This is a genomic window from Novispirillum itersonii subsp. itersonii ATCC 12639, from assembly GCF_000381985.1.
GTDB lineage: Bacteria > Pseudomonadota > Alphaproteobacteria > Rhodospirillales > Rhodospirillaceae > Novispirillum > Novispirillum itersonii.
Window position 1 is genome coordinate 60,454 of record NZ_KB907349.1, and the last position, 18,857, is coordinate 79,310.

Here is an 18,857-nt window from a genome sequence, read left to right on the forward strand (position 1 = left end):
CCCCCCGGTTTTCCGCCTTTTTTATGGTTGGCATGACCCTTGCGTAAGCAGCAGGCAAGACCCGGACATCGGGCTTGGCCTGCCCGCCTGAGGCAAGGCCGCAACCATGGGAGGATATTCCGGATGCTTAAGACCCGCCTGACGGGGGTGATGCCCCATGCCGTGCGCCTGACGCTGGCCGCCGCGCTGCTGGCCGCTGGCAGTGTTGCCGCCACCGCCGCTGATACCCTGAAGATTGCCCATGTCTATGACAAGACCGGCCCGCTGGAAGCCTACGCCAAGCAGTCCTCCACCGGCCTGATGCTGGGGCTGGAATATCTGACCGGCGGCACGATGGAGGTGGCCGGAAAGAAACTTGAGGTCATTGAGAAGGATACGCAGGGCAAGCCGGATGTCGGGAAGGCGATGCTGGCGGAAGCCTTTGGCGATGATGATGCCGACATTGCCGTTGGTCCGGTGTCCAGCGGGGTGGCGCTGGCGATGCTGCCGGTGGCGCAGGAGTTCGGCAAGGTGCTGGTGGTGGAACCGGCGGTGGCTGACAGCATCACCGGGGCCAACTGGAACCGCTTTGTGTTCCGGACCGGCCGCAATTCCTCGCAGGATGCCATTGCCAATGCGGTGGCGCTGGGCAGGCCGGGGGTGAAAATTGCCACGCTGGCGCAGGATTATGCCTTTGGCCGCGATGGTGTTGCCGCCTTTAAGGAGGCCCTGAAAAGCACCGGGGCCGATATCGTCCATGAAGAATATGTGCCGACGGATACCAAGGATTTCACGGCGTCCGGTCAGCGGGTGTTTGATGCCCTGAAGGACCAGAAAGGCGAGCGGATCGTATTCGTGATCTGGGCCGGTGGTAACAACCCGATCGGCAAGCTGAAGGCGATGGCCCCGGAACGGCTGGAGATCAGGCTGGCCAGCGGTGGCAACATCCTGCCCGCGATGGCCGCCTATAAGGACATTCCGGGGATGGAAGGGGCGACGTATTACTATTACGAAATCCCGAAGAATCCGATGAATGACTGGCTGATTGCCGAACATCAGAAGCGCTTCAGCAGCCCGCCTGATTTCTTCACCGCCGGGGGCTTTTCTGCCGCCAGCGCGATTGTTACCGCCCTGAAGGCCAGTAAAGGCAAGGCGGATGGCGAAACCCTGATCAAGACCATGGAAGGGATGAGCTTCGAGACCCCGAAGGGCACCATGCAGTTCCGGAAGGAGGACCATCAGGCCCTGCAGGAAATGTATCACTTCCGCATCGCCGTGAAGGACGGTGTGGCTTGGGGCATCCCCGAACTGGTGCGGGTGCTGAAGATCGGCGACATGGCCGTTCCGGTACAGAACAAGCGTTGATCCCCGTCCGCCGCCGGACAGGGCCTGTTTCCGGCGGCGGTTTCCTCTGCGTTCTGACTGTACCTGAAGGGGTAATCCATGACCCATGCCGAACATCCTGTTCTGGCGACGGACGGGCTGACGGTCCGCTTTGGCGGGCATGTGGCCGTCAATGATGTCACCTGTGCTTTCCACCGGGGGACCCTGACGGCGATTGTCGGGCCGAACGGAGCCGGAAAGACCACCTATTTCAACCTGATTTCCGGGCAGCTGAAGGCGACCGCCGGGCGGGTCTTCGTCAATGGCGAGGACGTCACCCGCTTTCCGGCCCCCCGCCGGACCGAGCGTGGGATCGGCCGGGCTTTTCAGCTGACCAATCTGTTTCCCAACCTCAGCGTTCTGGAAAATGTCCGGCTGGCGGTGCAGGCCCGCAGTGCCCACGGCTTCAGCCTGTTTTCGATGGCCAGCCGCCATGTGGAGCTGATCGAACAGGCCGAGCATGTTCTGGCCCGGGTCGGGCTGCTGGACCGGGCCGGGGCGGTGGCCGCCACCCTGTCACATGGCGACAAGCGGAAGCTGGAAGTCGGCATGATGCTGGCGTTGGAGCGGGACATTCTGATGTTTGATGAACCCACTGCGGGCATGAGTGTTGATGAAGCCCCGGTGATCCTTGATCTGATCCGTCAGATTAAGGCTGACACCAGCAAGACCATTCTGCTGGTGGAACACAAGATGGATGTGATCCGGTCGCTGGCAGACCGCATTATCGTGCTGCACAACGGGTATCTGGTCGCCGATGGCGCCCCGGCAGAGGTGATGTCTTCCCCCATTGTGCAGGAAGCCTATCTGGGGACGGGAGTGGCTGACCATGTCTGACCGCCTTACGCACGGCACGCCGCTGCGCCCGCCGTTGCTGTCGCTGTCCGGGGTGCATACCCACATCGGGCAATATCATATTCTGCAGGGGGTCGATCTCGACATCCCCGAAGGTCAGCTGACCATGCTGCTGGGTCGCAATGGGGCGGGCAAAACCACCACCATGCGCACCATTATGGGGCTGTGGCAGCCGTCCCGCGGCGAGATCCGGTTTGACGGTGCCGGGCTGGCCGGGCTTCCCACCCCGGAGATTGCCCGGCGCGGTATTGCCTATGTGCCGGAAAATATGGGGATCTTCGGGGCGTTGACAGTGCAGGAGAACATGCATCTGGCCGCCCGCAGCGGCCCGATGGATAGCGCCCGGCTGGACTGGCTGTTCGAGGTGTTTCCGGCCCTGAAGAAATTCTGGAAAAGCCCGGCGGGATCGCTGTCCGGCGGACAGAAGCAGATGCTGGCGATTGCCCGGGCGGTGATCGAGCCGTCGCGCCTGCTGCTGATTGACGAGCCGACCAAGGGGCTGGCCCCGGCGATTGTCTCAGCCCTGACCGGGGCCATCCTGCAGCTTAAAAGCTTCGGGGCCACCATTCTGATGGTGGAACAGAACTTCGCCATGGCCCGGGCGGTGGGGGATACGGTGGCGGTGATGGATGACGGGCGTATCGTCCACCGTGGACTGATGGCCGATCTGGCCGCAGACAAGGCCTTGCAGGAGCGGCTCCTCGGCCTCAGCATGGATATGCATCAATGAGCGGGTCTTTTGAAAGTCTTCTGGCCCGCCTGCGCGGCGGGGATGGGGCGCGGCGCTCCGGTCTGCTGCTGATCGTTGCCCTGATGCTGCTGGCGCTGGCCGGGGTCGGGTCCCTGCCGACATGGATCACCCTGACGCTGGCCGGGTTGGCGATGGGGATGATGGTCTTTATCATGGCATCGGGCCTGACGCTGGTGTTCGGCCTGATGGATGTCCTCAACTTCGGGCACGGGGCTTTCATTTCGCTGGGGGCTTTTGTCGGCGTCAGTGTCATGGCGGCGCTGGGCCCGTGGATGGAGTCCGCCTCGCTGGCGGTGAATCTGGCGGCAGTGCTCGCCGGGGCAATCATCGGCATGGTGGTGACCGGGCTGTTCGGCTACGTGTTCGAGCGGCTGGTGGTGATGCCGGTCTATGGCAATCACCTGAAACAGATCCTGATCACCATGGGCGGGCTGATCGTGGTGGAGCAGCTGATCTACGTGGTGTGGGGGCCGGATGCGATCCCGATTCCCCGCCCGGAAACCCTGAAAGGGGCCCTGACCTTCGGCGATGTGGTGCTGGAAAAGTACCGTCTGCTGGCGGTGGCGGTCGGTCTGGTGATCTTTGCCACGATGACAGCGGTGCTGACCCGCACCAAGATCGGTCTGCTGGTGCGGGCCGGGGTTGAAAACAGCGAGATGGTGGAATCCCTCGGCTATCCGGTGACGCGGCTGTTCATCGCCGTCTTTATCGCCGGGTCGGCGCTGGCCGGTCTGGGAGGGGTGATGTGGGGCCTGTATGAGGAAGTCATTACCGCCCACATGGGGATGAGTGTGATGGTGATGGTGTTTATCGTTGTCATCATCGGCGGTCTGGGGTCGGTGGAAGGCTGTTTCCTCGGGGCGCTGCTGGTCGGCCTGATGAACAACTACGTCGCCTATCTGGCCCCGAAAATGGCGCTGGGGTCGTCGATCCTGCTGATGGTGGTGATTCTGATGTGGCGGCCCGAAGGGTTGCTGCCGGTCGCCAAGGGCCGGTGAGGGGAAGGGACGGACATGCTCAACACTCTGTTTTCCGGTGATTTTCCCCGCTCCCGCTGGCTGACCGGCCTGCTGCTGCTGATCGCTGTGGCACTGCTGCTGGCCCCGTTTCTGTTCCCGGGGTCCCGCCCGCTGGATACGGCGGCGAAGGTCTGTATCTTTATTGTGCTGGTTGCCAGTTATGATCTGCTGCTGGGCTATACCGGGGTGGTCTCCTTTGCCCATACCGTGTTTTTTGGCATGGGGGCCTACGGGGCGGCGATTGCGCTGGCCAAAGTCGGCCCCGGCTGGGGTGCGCTGCTGACCGGCGGTGCGCTGGGGGTCCTGTCGGCGATGGTGCTGGCGCTGCTGATTGCCCTGTTCAGTCTGCGGGTCCGGGCGATTTTCTTTGCCATGGTGACGCTGGCGGTGGCCTCGGCCTTCGCGATTCTGGTCAGCCAGCTGTTTCACATCACCGGGGGCGAGGATGGCCTGAGCTACAGCCTGCCGCGGGAGCTGACCCCGGCTTTCCGGCTGGTGCAGGACAAGGTGTTTGATGTGCGCATCGACGGGCGGCTGCTGACCTATTATCTGGTGCTGACCGCCTGCGCCGGGCTGTTCCTCGGGCTGCTGCGGCTGGTTAATTCGCCGTTCGGGCGGGTGTTGCAGGCAATCCGTGAGAATGAATTCCGGGCCGAAGCGCTGGGCTACCGCACCGTGCTGTACCGCACGCTGGCATCCTGCATCGCTGCCGGGGTGGCGGCGCTGGCCGGGGTGATGATGGCGGTGTGGGCGCGCTATACCGGGCCGGAAACCACGCTGTCGATGGATATCATGGTCAACATCCTGCTGATGGTGGTGATCGGCGGTATGGGTACCCTGTATGGGGCGGTGGTGGGGGCAACCCTGTTCGTGCTGGCCCAGAACTATCTGCAGACCCTGATGGCAGGGCTGAGTTCGGCAGTCTCCGGGGTGCCGGTGCTGCCCAACCTGTTCGCCCCGGACCGCTGGCTGCTGTGGCTGGGGGTGCTGTTTATCCTGAGTGTGTATTTCTTCCCGACCGGACTGGTGGGCCGCCTGCGCGGCACCGGTTCCGGGCGCTGACCCCGGATCATGGAGGTTCTGATGACCCATATGGGCCCCAATACCCGTCCGCCCCGGTCCCGCTATGCGTTTTGCCGGGGCTATGAAATCCACGTCACCGAGTGGGGGGATCCGGCTCACGAAACCGTGGTGATGTGGCATGGTCTGGCCCGCACCGGCCGGGACTTTGACACGCTGGCCCGTTCCCTGGCCGATACCTACCACATTATCGCCCCGGATACGCTGGGGCGCGGCCTGTCGGCATGGTCGAAGCACCCGGATGACGAATACTGTCTGGGCTTTTATGCCGCCATCGCCACGGATCTGCTGGATCATTTTGATCTGCACCGGGTGCGGTGGGTCGGGACCTCGATGGGCGGTGCGCTGGGCATCCGGCTGGCTGGCGGACTGTTCCGCGACCGGATCAGCCATCTGGTGATCAATGACATCGCCCCCCAATTGGCTGCCCCGGCCATTGAGCGGATTCTGGCTTATGCCGGAGCCCCGCCGCAGTTCGATACGGTGACGGAGCTGGAGCAGTTCCTGCGGACGGCCTACCGTCCCTATGGCTGGCTGAGTGATGCGGAATGGCGGTCGATGGCGGAAACATCGGCCCGGCGGACCGACGGCGGCCGGGTGACGGTGCATTATGACCCGAAGATGGTGCGCCAGTTTGTTTGCCACCCCACCGACTATGATCAGTGGCCGCTGTATGATGCCATCACCGCCCGGACCCTGCTGCTGCGGGGGAAGGAGTCTGATCTGATCCTGCCGGAATGGGCGCAGGAGATGGGGCGGCGTGGCCCGCAGGCGCAGGTGGTGGAAATTGACGGTGTCGGGCATGCCCCGGCCCTGAACGTCCCGGATCAGATCAGCCTGATCCGGGGCTTCCTCGCCGCCTGAGACAGAAAAAAAGCCCCCGGGATGGCATCCCCGGGGGCTTTTCTTATCGGTGGTGCCGATCACTCGTCAGAGACGGTGCAGCTCCGGCCATCTTTGCTCAGGCGGTCGCACAGGGCTTTGGCGGCTCCTTCCGTGGTCAGGCCGGAAAGGCGCAGGCGGTACCACGTCAGGCGGTCTTTCACCTCGCCGTCCTTTTCGCCGACAACCCGGCCGATCTGCTGCGGGAAGGCAATCAGCCCGTCGGCATCGCCACCAAGCTGGGCCTTCAGGTCGCGCCACGCGGCATCAACGCCGGTACGGTCAAACACCGCCGACAGGGTGACGGACCAGCCGTGCGGGCTGGCATCCTCGGCCCAGTCGATGGCCTTGGTTTCCTGCGCCGCCGGGGCTGCTGCCAGAACGACGCCGCTGTTTTTGGTATCGGGCAGGGGCGGGCGCTTGCCGTCACCGGGGATCGGCAGGTCATCGCCGGTGCCGCCGCCAAGGGCAAGGAACAGGCTGACAGTGGACAGCACCCGATCCAGCCGGTCGCGGTGGAAGGCATCCTGATCGCTGCGGAAGGTGCGCTCCGTATCCAGCATGGTCTGATAGTCGGTCGCCCCGACGCGGTAGCTTTCCCGGCTGAAGTCCCACGCGGCTTTTGAGGCTTCCAGCGCCTCAGTCTGGGCCTTCAGGCGCAGGGCGTTGAAGCGGACCCCGGCCAGAGAATCTTCGACATCGCGCACGGCCTGATAGATGGTGCGGATATAGCCTTCCACCAGCTCCTGATGGCGGGCGCGGGCGAAGTCAACCTGCCGCTGCCGCCGCCCGTAGTCAAAGATGGTGGCGGTCAGGCTGGCCAGCCCGTTCCACATCATGGTGTAGGGCTTGAACAGCTCTTCCATCCGGTTGGCACCGAAACCACCCCCGCCTGACAGATCGAGAGACGGCAGAAGACGGGCGCGGGCTTCGTCGATGTTGGCGTCGGCGGCGATCAGGGCCGCTTCGGCGGACCGGACATCCGGGCGGCGCAGCAGCAGCGACGACGGCACCCCCGGCACCACGCCCGGCGTTGTCACGGACTCGAGACCGGCATCGGACAGAACGATTTCGCTGGGGGTCAGACCGACCAGAATGGCCAGACGGTGCCGGGTTTCTGCCCGTTGCAGATCCAGCGTCGGCAGCGTGGCGCGTGAGGAGCGGACGGCGGCCCGCTGCTGCTGCATTTCAATGCCGGTGGCCTCGCCCTCGTTATAGCGCTCTTCGACCGAGCCCAGCATATCGGTCTGGGAGGCTTCGGTTTCCTGCGCCACCCGGTACCGGTCATTCAGGGACAGATACTGGAAATAGGTGCTGACAACCTGACCGACCACCAGACGGCGGACGTTATCGCGGTCGTAAGTGGCCTGCCACAGGGCCTGACGGGCGGCATCGGCGGCGGCGGCCCGCTCGCCCCACAAATCGACCCGCCAGTCGGTGCGCAGCCCGAGGCGGAAAGAGCGTTCAGACGTCACCTCACCGTTTTTGTCCACGGATCCCAGCCCGTTCGGCGGGGCATCGACCGCTGCGGTGATCGGGGCGGTCAGCGTCGGCAGCTCGTCAGCCGCCGACTGTTTGAAGCGGGCCTGCGCCTGTGCCACCCGCAGGGTGGACATCTGCAGGTCGTGGTTGCGGCGCAGGGCGCGGTCCACCAGAACGTCCAGCTCACTCGACCGGAACAGACGCCACCATTCCGGCAGCACCTCTGTCAGGGGGGTCTGGGGGGTCTGCTCATCCACCGCCGGGGCCGTCGGGTCAGGGTTCACCGGGGCGGCGGTTGTTACTGCCGGGGTGGCGGGGTCTGCCGGGGCAGCGGCGGGGTCCGTGCTGGCGGGGCTGTCGGTGCCGGGGGTGACCCCCTGATTCAGATAGATTTCCGGCAGGGGAACCGCCGGGACATCATACTCATCGCGTTTCAGGGCACAGCCCGCCACCGATGTGGCCAGAACCGCACAGGTCAGCCGGGCCAGCGGTCCGATCTGCCGGGAATACTTCTTTACCGTCACCACCTGTCACTCCCCAACTACCAGTCTGCCCTTCCGCCTGCTGCGAGAGGGTAACGGGCCGTCCTGAAAACTCAATAGGATAAATTTGATGCTTCCGCCGGGTCTCTGATATCCGGCGTCCATCTTTACCCCCCTGATGATGCGCCCTACAGTAAGGGAGAAATCTAAACGGTTGGATAAGGGCCGCCCCGATGAGCGAAAACACCATAGATCCGCAAACCCGGCTGGAGCTGGAAGCCGCCGCCTTCCGTGGGCTGGTGGCCCATCTGCAGACCCGCACCGATGTGCAGAACATCGACCTGATGAATCTGGCTGGATTCTGCCGCAACTGCCTGTCGAAGTGGTACCGCGCCGCCGCCACCGAGCGCGGGGTGGAGATGACCGATGCGCAAGCGCGGCAGGTGATTTACGGCATGCCGTTTGAGGACTGGAAACGCCAGTACCAGACCGAAGCGACTGCGGAGCAGAAGCAGGCGTTTGAGGACACCAAGCCGCTGCATGCCGAGATCAGCGGGCACCGCTGAGAGGTTTTGACCGGGGGCTGCCCGGAGTGCGAGGGCCGGGCGGTTTCTGTTAACGCTGTTTCGGAATATTTAACGGTTTGGCGAAAAGTCCTGATCCCGCCACAGGTTGGCCCGCAGCAAGAAAACGGCTTGTTGCGGGCCCTGTTTTTTGTGGAAACTGAGGGGGTTCCACAGCAGGGCGGCGCGTGCTGTCGCAGCATGGCGCTGCTGCCGGTTGTTGATGATTTTTTAATGTTGCCTCTCCCCCTCCACGTCCGTCACAGAAGGCAGACCCGCCATGACCCTGATCGGCCACCTGATCCCCGGCTATACTCCCGCCGCCGATGCCCCGGTGACCCCCGTGTTCAACCCGGCCACCGGGGAACAGAGCGGGGCGGTGCTGTCCGGCGGAAAAGCCGATGTTGATGCGGCCGTGGCCGCTGCCGCCGCGGCATTTCCGGCGTGGTCGGGCCTGACCCCGCTGAAGCGGGCGCGGGTGATGTTCCGCTATAAGGATCTGCTGGAAAAGAATGCCGACGCGATTGCCCGGGCGATCAGTGCCGAACATGGGAAGACCCACCCGGATGCGCTGGGTGAGGTGCAGCGCGGTCTGGAAGTGGTGGAATTCGCCTGCGGGATCCCGCAGATGCTGAAGGGGGAATTCAGCCGGGACGTCGGCCCGGAGATTGACAGTTTCTCCAGCCGCGAGGCGCTGGGTGTGGTCGCCGGGATCACCCCGTTCAATTTTCCGGCGATGGTGCCGCTGTGGATGTTCCCGATGGCGCTGGCCTGCGGCAACACCTTCGTGCTGAAGCCGTCGGAGCGGGATCCGTCCGCCACCAACCTGATCGTGCGGCTGGCGCATGAAGCCGGGGTGCCGGAAGGGGCGCTGGTGGTGGTGCATGGCGGCAAGCCGGCGGTTGATGCCCTGCTGACCCACCCCGATGTGATGGCTGTCAGTTTTGTCGGCTCGACCCCGATCGCCGAATACGTCTATGCGACCGGCACCGCCCACGGCAAGCGGGTGCAGGCGCTGGGCGGGGCGAAGAACCACATGCTGGTGATGCCCGACGCCGACATTGATCAGGCTGCCGATGCCCTGATGGGGGCCGGGTATGGCTCCGCCGGGGAACGCTGCATGGCGGTCTCGGTGGCGGTCCCGGTCGGTGAAAAGACTGCCGGAGCCCTGATCGAAGCGCTGACCCCCCGGGTCCGGGCCCTGAAGATCGGGCCGTCCACCGATCCGGCGGCGGAAATGGGGCCGCTGGTCACCGCCCAGCATCTGGCCAAGGTATCCGCCTACATTGATGCCGGGGTGCGGGAAGGGGCCGATCTGGTGGTCGATGGCCGTGGCCTGACATTGCAGGGGTATGAGAACGGTTATTTCCTTGGCGGCACGCTGTTTGACCGCGTGACCCCGGAGATGAGCATCTACCGCGAGGAAATTTTCGGGCCGGTGCTGTCGGTGGTGCGCGCGGCCAGCTTTGACGAGGCGGTGGGCCTGATCCGCCGTCATGAATATGGCAACGGGACCGCGATTTTCACCCGTGACGGTGACAGCGCCCGTGCTTTCGTTAATCAGGTCAATGTCGGGATGGTCGGGGTCAACGTGCCGATCCCGGTGCCGGTGGCGTACCACAGCTTTGGCGGCTGGAAGCGTTCCAGCTTTGGCAGCCATGGCATCTACGGGCCGGAAAGCGTGCATTTCTATACCCGCCTGAAGACGGTCACCAGCCGGTGGCCGACCGGGATCCGGGCCGGGGCCAGCTTCGCGTTCCCGACCTGATCGTCCGTTCCCTGTTCCCCGATCAACCGGCCCGGCGTCATGCTCCGGGCCGGTTTCGTTTTCATCTTCGTCTTCCGGTCACTGATCCGGGCGGGCCCCCACCATCGTAGCAGTATGCAAAGGAACCGCCTGTCTGCGGTTCTGATCTGCGGAGGAGGACCGGGAATGCGACGTTCGGCATGCAGTCTGGCGGTGGTGGCCGTGCTGGCCCTGTCTCTGGTTCCGTCGCCGGGAGGGGCAGCGGAGCCTGACCGTAGCGTCGATTTCACCGTTTTCCGGGACGGGGCGCCGATCGGTCATCACCGGGTCAGTGTCCGCCCGGACGGCGACCGGACCGAGGTGCAGGTCGATATCGCGCTGGATGTCTGGTTCGCCTTCCTGAAGGTGTACACCTACCGCCACCGCTCCACCGAGATCTGGCAGGGGGACCGGCTGATCAGTCTGGACAGCCGGACCGACGATAACGGCACGGCAATGCGGGCGGTGATGCAGGCCACCCCGGACGGGCTGCGTGGCTCGGGCAGTGCCGGGCCGGTGCGCCTGCCTGCTGATGCGGTGCCCAGCAGTTACTGGACCCCGGCACTGACCAGTGGCCGCCCGCTGTTTGACAGTCAGGACGGTCATGCCCTTGATGTGACGGTCAGGGCAGAGGGTGGCGGCTGGTGGGCGATGGATGGTGAAGTGAAGCTGAAGCTGTCCTATTCCCCGGATGGAGTCTGGTCGGGGATGACATTCCGGCTGAAGGGGTCTGATTTTGAGTATCAGCCGCGCATTGCCGCGCAGGCCGGATCCTGAGGATCCGGCCCGGGGGACAGGGCGGGGTCAGTCCACCTTGCGGAAGAACAGGGTGACCTGACCGATTTCCACCCCCCACTTGGTGACGCGGGCGCGGTTGATGATGACGTTGTCCGGCTGCAGGAACATCCAGTCATTGAAGCGCACCCGCAGGGTACCGTCGCCGACCTTCAGGTCCATCGTATAGGCCCAGTTGAGGGCATTCCCGGCGGATTCACCGGCAGCCTGCCCGACCACGTCCCCGGCTTCGCCGATGTACTGGCCGTCGGCGGTTTTGCGGATCGTCCACACCCGGCGGTCGGTCTCACCGTCGCTGTAGAGAAAGGCTTCGTCGAGAACCAGCCGTTCTCCGTTCCAGTCACCGTCGATATCGACCGTAAACTGGCGGCGGACCGTGCCGAAGCGGTCTTCAAACAGTCCCCAGGCCCGGGTTTTACCGGCAAAATACTCTTCAAGGACCAGTTTAGGCTGAGCGGTGGCGAAGTCAGCGGGTTTCATGCTGGTACACCCCGAAAAAAGCAGCAGGACAGGAAGGAGAATGGCGGCGAACCGTCTGAGGGCCGGGCGGGTCATGGCGGGGTCTCCGGATCGGGGGAGGAGAGGGAGTGCCGCAGAGAGGCCTGCCGTGCCGCATCAAGGGGATAACGGCGGATCAGCAGGGCTGCGGCCAGTTTCAGGGCCACCGGCAGGGCGGCATACAGCAGGGGCAGCGCCAGCGGGGCCTGCCCGGAGCCGGGCATAAATCCGGCCAGATCCAGCAGCGGAAAGGCCAGTCCGACGGCCAGCGCCAGCGCCAGCTTGCCGGTCAGGCTCCACAGCGCCACGTACAGTCCGGCCCGGCTGTCGCCGGTCCGGGCGGTCTGCTCATCGGTGACATCGGCCAGCATGGCGGCGGGCAGGCACAGGTCAGCGCCAAGGCCAATGCCGGTCAGCAGACAGAACGCGATAAACAGCAGGCCGTCACCGGTCCCCAGAAAGGCCACCGGCAGAAAAGCTGCCGCCGTGAATGCCAGCGAGGCGGCCCAGAGCCGGTGTTTGTCACGGGACCGGGCCAGCCGCAGCCACAGCGGCACCGACAGGACGCCGGTCAGCAGATAGGCCAGCAGCAGCGGGCCTGACAGATCCGGTGCGCCGAGACCATCGCCGACAAACAGCAGAAACAGGGTGGCTGGCAGGGCATTGGCCAGCGCATTCAGGGCCTGCGCCGCGAGTAACCGGCGAAAAGGCCGGTTCTCCAGCAGCACCCGCAGCGATCCCCGCCCGGTGGTCAGGCCCCGCTGCGGTTCCGGCACTGTCAGGATGACCAGCCCGGTTGCCGCTGCCAGCAGGATCACCAGCGGCGGGTACAGGATTTTCAGGGCCTCAGTCACTGGCAGAGCAAGAACGGCAGGCAGGGCCAGTGCGGCGATCATGCCGCACAGGGCGGCAGCCTCGCGCCACCCGGCAACGCGGGTGCGCTCCCGGTAGTCATCGCTCAGTTCGGTGCCCCATGCCTGATAGGGCACCAGCAGGGCGGTCAGTCCAAGGTAAAACAGCGATGACCACAGTCCCAGATAGACTGCTCCCGCCCCCGGCGGCGGACGGAACAGCGCCCATCCGGCCACGGCCAGCAGGGGCAGGCCCAGAGCCAGCCACAGTTTGCGGCGCAGCCTGCCCCGGTCACAGGCCAGCCCGATCAGCGGGTCAATCACCCCGTCAACCAGCCGGGATACCAGCAGGGCGGTTCCTGCCGCAGCAAGACCGATCCCGCCTGCATAGACCGTCGGCAGATGAACATGGGCGGCAAGGCTGAGGGCCGCGAGTGGCAGCGCGGGCAGGGCATACGCGGTCAGGCGGGCCCGGGACAGCATCAGGGGCGGTCCAGAACCACGTGGCAGACATCAATCGCCCCGGTGCGGAACCCGGCACGGCAATAGGCGATGTAGAAATCCCACAGCCGCCGGAACCGGGTATCGAACCCCAGCGGGGCAATCTCCGGCCAGCTGGCGGCAAAGGCGTCGCCCCACAGGGCCAGCGTCCGTTCATAGTCCATGCCGAAGCAGCGGGTGGTGGTCAGGTCCAGCCCGGCTGCCCGTGCCTGCGCGGTCAGGGCTGCCGGGCTGGGCAGCATGCCGCCGGGAAACACATACCGCTGGATGAAGTCACAGCTGGCGCGGTAACTGTCAAACCGGTCATCGGCAATGGTGATGGCCTGTAGCCCGGCTTTACCGCCGGGGGCCAGACGGTCGCGCAGGGTGGCGAAATAGGTCGGCCACCAGCGTTCCCCCACCGCTTCGATCATCTCGATGGAAACGATGCGGTCAAAGGTGCCGGTGACATCGCGGTAATCCTGAAGACGGATTTCCACCCGGTCAGACAGACCGGCGGCGGCCATCCGCTGTCTGGCCCAGTCGTGCTGTTCCTGTGACAGGGTCAGGCAGGTTACCCGCGCCCCGTAGTCGCGGGCGGCGATCTCGGCAAAGCCACCCCAGCCACAGCCGATCTCCAGCACCGTCATGCCGGCTTTAAGGCCGATATCATCCGCCAGAGCGCGGTATTTGCGGGTCTGGGCGGTTTCCAGCCCTGCCATGCCGGGGGCATCGCCATCGGCGAACAGGGCGGCGGAATAGGTCATCGAAGGATCCAGCCAGCGGCGGTAAAAGGCATTGCCGAGATCATAATGGGCGGCAATGTTGCGACGGCTGCCCCGGCGGCTGTTATCATTCAGCCGGTGGAACAGGCGGTGCAGCAGGCGCGCCGGCAGGCCGCCGGTGATGCTTTCCCCCCGGCTGCGGTCATTCAGGTCCCCCAGTTCCAGCAGGGCGGTCAGATCCGGCGTATCCCAGTCGCCGTCCATATAGGCCTCGGCAAAGCCGGTGGCCCCCCCGGTGAGGAACCGTCGCAGCGCCCGGACCCGGTGCAGGGTCAGCCCGGCCCGGGGGCCGGGCAGGGGCCCGCTGAACTCCATCCGGTCCCCTGACGGCAGAATCAGATCCAGTGTCCCGGCAACCAGCCGGGGAGCGATGATCGCCCGCACCAGTCGGTCACTGCGGCGGGGCAGAGTGGCAAGAAACGGCCATGTAAGGGTCCGGACGGTCATGCAAAACCTCGGTTTCTGAAGCAGGACGGAGAGATTAGCGGATCAGGGACAGAAATTCTTTGCGCAGGGCGGTGTCGGTGCGGAAGGCCCCCAGCATCCGGCTGGTGACCATCGATACTTCCGGCTTGTGGACCCCCCGGGTGGTCATGCACTGGTGGGCTGCTTCGATCACCACCGCAACCCCCTTGGGCTGCAGCACATCGTTGATGGCATTGGCAATCTGGGCGGTCAGCTTTTCCTGAATCTGCAGGCGGTGAGCATAGATATCGACCACCCGCGCCAGTTTGGAGATACCGACCACCCGGCTGCCCGGCAGATAGGCAACGTGGGCCTTGCCGATGATCGGCACCATGTGGTGTTCGCAGTGTGATTCCAGACGGATGTCACGCAACAGCACCATTTCGTCGTAGCCGTCGGTCTCTTCGAACGTCCGCTGCAGAATGGCAACCGGATCTACGCTGTAGCCGCTGAAAAATTCCTCGTAGGACCGTACGACCCGGTCCGGGGTGCCCAGCAGGCCTTCGCGGTCCGGGTCATCCCCGGCCCACAGCAGCAGGGTGCGGACGGCGGCTTCAGCTTCGGCCCGGTCCGGGCGGCGCAGGCCGGAAGCAGCCGGGGTTTCAGGCACGACAGTGGGGGTGTTGGCGTTCATGGGCCGTCTCCGCAGACAGGGGAGGGAAAGAAGGGGGGAGGTACGCAGGGGAGTTCGTTAAGGGGCAGGCAGTCAGGTGTGGGGCAGGAACAGCGCCAGCACCAGCGTGGTGCCGACAATCAGGCTCAGTCGGGTGCGCAGGCGGCCATACCACTGTGGCAGCAGGCCATTCCGGGCGGCACGGCGGTCGCCGTCCCACGCGAGGGCAAAACCGGTCAGCAGCAGGCCAAGACCATAAGGATGGGGCAGCAGCAGGGCCACCCAGCCGATCAGCGACGGAATGACGGACGCCAGCAGCCACAGGCTGGCGAGCGGGTCTTCCATCGGGGCGGAAATAATCCGGCCCCAGTGGACGGCCCCGAGAAAAGACAGGATCACCGCCCCGTACGCGGCGATCGCGGCCGGAAAGACCGACAGGCCTGCTCCGGTTCCGACCGCAGTCAGCACCCAGGCTGACAGGGTAAGGCCGATGAAGGGGATCAGTCCGGCGTACCCGAGGATCCGGGCCGCGTGTTCGCTGTGGCGTAGGGAAAAGAACGACATAACGGGTCTCCTTTTCCTGATTTACGGGCCATCCTGCCGTTCGGATCATAAAAAAAGCGCCGCCGTCACAGGACGGCGGCGCCGGGGCTGGTACCGGAAAGAAACCGGGATCAGTCGATGGCGGCAGTGATGATGATCTCCACCTTGTATTCCGGAGCGGCCAGCTTGGATTCGCCGGTGGCACGGGCCGGGGTGTGGCCCTGCGGGACCCATGCATCCCACACCGCGTTCATGGCGGCGAAGTCGGCAATGTCGGCCAGCCAGATCTGGGCCATCAGGATTTTGGTCTTGTCGGTGCCAGCCTTGGCCAGCAGGGCGTCGATGGCGGCCAGAACCTGCTTGGTCTGATCGGTGATGCTTGCACCCGGTTCGCCGACCTGGCCCGCCAGATAGACGGTGTTGCCGTGGATCACGGCTTCGGACATGCGGGCGCCGACATCAATACGGGTAATAGCCATGGGGGTTCCTCGCTGGGACGGGAGAAAACGGAGTCGACCCGCCGGATTCCGTCGGGTCCGCCACAGGTTTAATCGTCCCGGCGGCTTGGCACAAGGCGTAGTTGGATCCAATGTGCGGGGATGGATCGAGGTGTGGCGTTGCATCGCATCATTTCAGGGTTGATCGTATCATGACTGATGCGTCTCATTTTATACGATTCGTTTCATTTAAAATAATGATTTATAATGATATTTTATGATTTAAGAGATGGCTTTCGCAGTCTGACCATGCGCATTTTGTGGGTATGGCAATGGCAATATGGTTCACTTTTTTCTGGAATGGCTCAAAAAATGAATTATATTTATTCCAGACAGCGAGCCTGCCGGAGAGCAGGCGCACACGCGGAACACCGGCTGAGCCGGAGCCCGCAAGACCTGAGGGAGATCCAAGGTGAGCCAGACCGTCGCCGACCCTGCCGGGGCCCCCGTCAGCCTTGAACAGCGTTTTCAGGACTGGATTGATGCCGAGCGGAAGATTGAGCCGCGGGACTGGATGCCCGATGCCTACCGCCGCACCCTGATCCGTCAGATTTCACAGCATGCCCATTCCGAGATTATCGGCATGCAGCCGGAAGGCAACTGGATCACCCGCGCCCCCAGCCTGCGCCGTAAGGTGGCGCTGATTGCCAAGGTGCAGGACGAGGCCGGGCATGGCCTGTACCTCTACAGTGCTGCCGAGACCCTTGGTGCCTCCCGCGATGATATGGTTGCCGACCTGCTGACCGGGAAGGCCAAGTACTCTTCAATCTTCAATTATGCGACCCCGACATGGGCTGACATCGGGGCCATCGGCTGGCTGGTGGACGGCGCGGCGATCTGCAATCAGGTCCCGCTGTGCCGGACGTCCTACGGCCCCTACGCCCGGGCGATGGTCCGCGTCTGTAAGGAAGAAAGCTTCCATCAGCGGCAGGGCTACGAAATCATGATGGTGCTGGCGCAGGGCACGCCGGAACAGAAGCAGATGGCGCAGGATGCCCTGAACCGCTGGTGGTTCCCGTCGCTGCTGATGTTCGGCCCGCCGGATGATCAGTCCCCGAATTCTGCCCAGTCGATGAAATGGAAGATCAAGCGCCATTCCAACGACGAGCTGCGGCAGCGGTTTGTCGATATGACGGTGCCGCAGGCTGAGTTCCTCGGGCTGACCATTCCTGACCCGGACCTGAAGTGGAACGACGAGCGTGGTCACTATGATTTCGGCGATCTGCCGTGGGAAGAGTTCTACGCCGTGCTGAAGGGTCATGGCCCGTGCAACCGCCAGCGGATGGCCTTCCGGAACAAGACGTTTTCTGACGGGGCCTGGGTGCGTGAAGCCGCCGCCGCCTACGCCGGGAAGCAGAAGGCCCGTCAGGCTGCCGCTGTTCAGGCGGCGTAATCCCGGTGTTCCGGAACCCGGGGAGACAAACCCCGGGAGACAGACTCAAAGAAATCATCGCCCGGCAGCGCCGGGCGGGCAGGACGTATCGAGGATACCATGAGCAAAGTGAACTGGCCGCTGTGGGAAGTGTTTGTGCGCGGCAAGGCCGGGCTGTCCCATAAGCATGTCGGCAGTGTCCATGCTGCCGACGCCGAAATGGCGATCGCCAATGCCCGTGATCTGTATACCCGCCGCAGTGAGGGTGTCAGCCTGTGGGTGGTGCCGGCCAGCGCGATTGTCGCCTCTGACCCGGCCGACAAGGACAGCCTGTTTGAACCGGCGGATGACAAGGTCTACCGTCACCCGACCTTCTACGACATTCCCGACGAAGTCGGGCATATGTAAGGGGCCGGAGCAATGACTGCCGCACACAGCGAAGATCTGTTCCGTTATGCCCTGCGTCTGGGCGACGACAGCCTGATTCTGGGCCAGCGTCTGGGCGAATGGTGTGCCAGATCGCCGGAAATGGAACTCGATATTGCCCTGATGAACACCTCGCTCGACCTGTTCGGGCGGGCCCGCACCTTCCTGACCTATGCCGGAGAGGTCGAGGGCAAGGGCCGGGATGAGGATGCGCTGGCGTTTCTGCGCGATGTCGGTGGCTTCAGCAATGCGCTGCTGGTGGAACAGCCGAACGGCGACTACGCCTGTACCATTGCCCGGCAGTTTCTGTTCGATGCCTTTGATGTGTCGTTCATGACAGCCCTGACGCAGTCGGCGGATGCAACGCTGGCCGCTGTTGCCGCCAAAGCCGTGAAGGAAAGCACCTATCACCTGCGCTTCAGCCGTGACTGGCTGGTGCGGCTGGGGGACGGCACCGACGAAAGTCATGACCGTATGCAGGCCGGTCTTGAGGAGATGTGGCCGTTCCTGCATGAGCTGTTTGAGATGGACGCCGCCGAACAGCGTCTGGTTGACGCCGGGATTGCGGTGGACCGTCAGGCCCTGCGGGCTGACGTGATGGCCCGGATTGGGGACGCGCTGACGGAAGCCACCCTCAGCCGTCCGGCTGATGGCTGGCAGCCGGTCGGTGGCCGTCGCGGCGACCATAGCGAGCATCTGGGCTTCCTGCTGGCGGAAATGCAGTGGATGCAGCGCGCCTATCCGGGCAGCCAGTGGTGACGCCGGTCTTCAGCGGAGATCAGGCGGCGCTTGACCGGGCATGGCAGGCGCTGTGCGCGGTGCCGGACCCGGAAATCCCGCTGCTGTCGATTGTCGACCTTGGGGTGGTGCGGGCGGTGTCGGCGGACGGCGACCGCGTCAGTGCTGACCTGACCCCGACCTATTCCGGGTGCCCGGCGGTCTCGGTGATTGAACTGGATGCCGAAACCGCCCTGCGCTCTGCCGGATTTGCCGAGGTGGTGATCCGGCGGGTTCTGGCCCCGGCGTGGACCACCGACTGGATCACCGAAACCGGCCGCCAGCGCCTGCGGGAGGCCGGGATTGCCCCGCCGGAAGGCAGCGGGCGGTCTGCCCTGCTCGGCCATCCGGCGCAGGTGACCTGTCCGCACTGCGGCTCAACCCATACCGAACAGCTGTCGGAGTTCGGCTCCACCGCCTGCAAGGCGCTGTGGCGCTGCCGCGACTGCCGCGAGCCCTTCGACTACTTCAAGTGCATCTGACAGCAAGGATT

General features: G+C 64.4%; 20 protein-coding genes. 13 read left to right on the top strand and 7 right to left on the bottom strand.

Annotated elements, in window-relative coordinates:
- The first annotated feature begins 123 nt into the window (after window positions 1-123).
- The 6 genes from G365_RS0116280 (at window position 124) to G365_RS0116305 (ending at window position 5,931) form a co-directional block, all read left to right on the top strand.
- Window positions 124-1,344, top strand: coding sequence for a substrate-binding domain-containing protein (locus G365_RS0116280; RefSeq protein ID WP_019646599.1), 1,221 nt, complete (start codon window positions 124-126; stop codon window positions 1,342-1,344).
- A gap of 78 nt (window positions 1,345-1,422) precedes the next feature.
- On the top strand, window positions 1,423-2,199 hold the full coding sequence (locus G365_RS0116285; RefSeq protein ID WP_019646600.1) for an ABC transporter ATP-binding protein: 777 nt from the start codon (window positions 1,423-1,425) through the stop codon (window positions 2,197-2,199).
- Window positions 2,192-2,947 (top strand): ABC transporter ATP-binding protein, encoded by a 756-nt coding sequence (locus G365_RS0116290; RefSeq protein ID WP_019646601.1) that lies wholly within the window; start codon window positions 2,192-2,194, stop codon window positions 2,945-2,947. Before G365_RS0116285 ends, G365_RS0116290 begins: the two co-directional genes overlap by 8 nt.
- Window positions 2,944-3,966, top strand: coding sequence for a branched-chain amino acid ABC transporter permease (locus tag G365_RS0116295; protein WP_019646602.1), 1,023 nt, complete (start codon window positions 2,944-2,946; stop codon window positions 3,964-3,966). The genes G365_RS0116290 and G365_RS0116295 overlap by 4 nt, the downstream gene beginning before the upstream one ends.
- Before the next feature lie 15 nt (window positions 3,967-3,981).
- Window positions 3,982-5,049 carry a branched-chain amino acid ABC transporter permease gene (locus G365_RS0116300; protein ID WP_019646603.1) on the top strand — a complete coding sequence of 356 codons (1,068 nt, stop codon included), beginning with the start codon at window positions 3,982-3,984 and terminating at the stop codon, window positions 5,047-5,049.
- Window positions 5,050-5,070: 21 nt separating this feature from the next.
- Complete coding sequence (locus tag G365_RS0116305) at window positions 5,071-5,931, top strand: alpha/beta fold hydrolase (protein ID WP_026345433.1); 861 nt, start codon at window positions 5,071-5,073, stop codon at window positions 5,929-5,931.
- Between the two features lie 59 nt (window positions 5,932-5,990).
- Here G365_RS0116305 and G365_RS23175 read toward each other — a convergent pair whose 3' ends face one another.
- Window positions 5,991-7,955: an efflux transporter outer membrane subunit gene (locus G365_RS23175; protein ID WP_169545179.1), complete on the bottom strand. Its 1,965-nt coding sequence runs from the start codon at window positions 7,953-7,955 to the stop codon at window positions 5,991-5,993.
- A gap of 191 nt (window positions 7,956-8,146) precedes the next feature.
- On the opposite strand from G365_RS23175, the gene G365_RS0116315 reads away from it, so the two are divergent.
- The 3 genes from G365_RS0116315 to G365_RS0116325 all read left to right on the top strand — a co-directional run bounded on the left by G365_RS0116315 (window position 8,147) and on the right by G365_RS0116325 (window position 11,039).
- A complete protein-coding gene (locus G365_RS0116315; protein WP_019646606.1) occupies window positions 8,147-8,479 on the top strand; it encodes a DUF1244 domain-containing protein in 333 nt (110 codons plus the stop codon).
- A gap of 277 nt (window positions 8,480-8,756) precedes the next feature.
- A complete protein-coding gene (locus tag G365_RS0116320; RefSeq protein ID WP_019646607.1) occupies window positions 8,757-10,244 on the top strand; it encodes a CoA-acylating methylmalonate-semialdehyde dehydrogenase in 1,488 nt (495 codons plus the stop codon).
- 165 nt (window positions 10,245-10,409) lie between these two features.
- Complete coding sequence (locus G365_RS0116325; RefSeq protein ID WP_019646608.1) at window positions 10,410-11,039, top strand: DUF6134 family protein; 630 nt, start codon at window positions 10,410-10,412, stop codon at window positions 11,037-11,039.
- A 27-nt stretch (window positions 11,040-11,066) separates the two neighbouring features.
- Here G365_RS0116325 and G365_RS0116330 read toward each other — a convergent pair whose 3' ends face one another.
- The 6 genes from G365_RS0116330 to G365_RS0116355 all read right to left on the bottom strand — a co-directional run bounded on the left by G365_RS0116330 (window position 11,067) and on the right by G365_RS0116355 (window position 15,771).
- Window positions 11,067-11,612, bottom strand: a complete 546-nt coding sequence (locus tag G365_RS0116330; protein ID WP_019646609.1) for a DUF3833 domain-containing protein — start codon at window positions 11,610-11,612, stop codon at window positions 11,067-11,069.
- Complete coding sequence (locus tag G365_RS0116335; RefSeq protein WP_019646610.1) at window positions 11,609-12,889, bottom strand: MFS transporter; 1,281 nt, start codon at window positions 12,887-12,889, stop codon at window positions 11,609-11,611. Before G365_RS0116335 ends, G365_RS0116330 begins: the two co-directional genes overlap by 4 nt.
- A complete protein-coding gene (locus G365_RS0116340) occupies window positions 12,889-14,118 on the bottom strand; it encodes an SAM-dependent methyltransferase (protein ID WP_019646611.1) in 1,230 nt (409 codons plus the stop codon). Before G365_RS0116340 ends, G365_RS0116335 begins: the two co-directional genes overlap by 1 nt.
- A gap of 34 nt (window positions 14,119-14,152) precedes the next feature.
- On the bottom strand, window positions 14,153-14,770 hold the full coding sequence (folE, locus tag G365_RS0116345) for a GTP cyclohydrolase I FolE (protein ID WP_019646612.1): 618 nt from the start codon (window positions 14,768-14,770) through the stop codon (window positions 14,153-14,155).
- A gap of 72 nt (window positions 14,771-14,842) precedes the next feature.
- Window positions 14,843-15,313 carry a DUF3429 domain-containing protein gene (locus G365_RS0116350; protein WP_019646613.1) on the bottom strand — a complete coding sequence of 157 codons (471 nt, stop codon included), beginning with the start codon at window positions 15,311-15,313 and terminating at the stop codon, window positions 14,843-14,845.
- Between the two features lie 110 nt (window positions 15,314-15,423).
- Entirely contained in the window at window positions 15,424-15,771 is a 348-nt protein-coding gene (locus tag G365_RS0116355) for a RidA family protein (protein ID WP_019646614.1), read from the bottom strand.
- Window positions 15,772-16,201: 430 nt separating this feature from the next.
- Here G365_RS0116355 and paaA point away from each other — a divergent pair, with 430 nt between their 5' ends.
- The 4 genes from paaA to paaD all read left to right on the top strand — a co-directional run bounded on the left by paaA (window position 16,202) and on the right by paaD (window position 18,846).
- Entirely contained in the window at window positions 16,202-17,182 is a 981-nt protein-coding gene (gene paaA, locus G365_RS0116360; RefSeq protein WP_019646615.1) for a 1,2-phenylacetyl-CoA epoxidase subunit PaaA, read from the top strand.
- Window positions 17,183-17,281: 99 nt separating this feature from the next.
- Window positions 17,282-17,569 carry a 1,2-phenylacetyl-CoA epoxidase subunit PaaB gene (gene paaB, locus G365_RS0116365; protein WP_019646616.1) on the top strand — a complete coding sequence of 96 codons (288 nt, stop codon included), beginning with the start codon at window positions 17,282-17,284 and terminating at the stop codon, window positions 17,567-17,569.
- A gap of 12 nt (window positions 17,570-17,581) precedes the next feature.
- Window positions 17,582-18,346 (top strand): 1,2-phenylacetyl-CoA epoxidase subunit PaaC, encoded by a 765-nt coding sequence (gene paaC / locus G365_RS0116370; RefSeq protein WP_019646617.1) that lies wholly within the window; start codon window positions 17,582-17,584, stop codon window positions 18,344-18,346.
- Window positions 18,343-18,846 (top strand): 1,2-phenylacetyl-CoA epoxidase subunit PaaD, encoded by a 504-nt coding sequence (gene paaD, locus G365_RS0116375; protein WP_051089918.1) that lies wholly within the window; start codon window positions 18,343-18,345, stop codon window positions 18,844-18,846. Before paaC ends, paaD begins: the two co-directional genes overlap by 4 nt.
- Window positions 18,847-18,857 lie beyond the last annotated feature (11 nt).